1 protein-coding gene is annotated in these 318 nt (G+C 62.6%); it reads left to right on the top strand.

The window, feature by feature from the left end:
• Window positions 1-318 (top strand): gamma carbonic anhydrase family protein (locus A3764_RS22070; RefSeq protein WP_150122406.1); only part of this gene is annotated, 318 nt, incomplete at both ends.

Genomic DNA, 318 nt, shown 5'->3' on the forward strand with positions numbered 1-318 from the left:
AAGTCCACGCCGACGCCTGGGTCGCACCCGACGCCAACGTCATCGGCACCGTAACGCTTTCCGAAGGGTCATCGGTCTGGTTCGGGGCCACGCTCAGAGGTGACAACGAGCCTATCGTCGTGGGGCAGGGCAGCAACGTGCAAGAGAACTGCGTCTTTCACACCGACATCGGTTTCCCGCTGACCGTGGGGCGGAACTGCACCATCGGTCACAAGGTCATGCTGCATGGCTGCACCGTGGGGGACAACACGTTGGTTGGCATGGGCGCCACCATTCTCAACGGGGCGAAGATCGGCAAGAACTGCCTGATCGGAGCCG

Source organism: Sulfitobacter sp. HI0129 (assembly GCF_001635395.1).
In the GTDB taxonomy this organism is placed as follows: domain Bacteria; phylum Pseudomonadota; class Alphaproteobacteria; order Rhodobacterales; family Rhodobacteraceae; genus Sulfitobacter.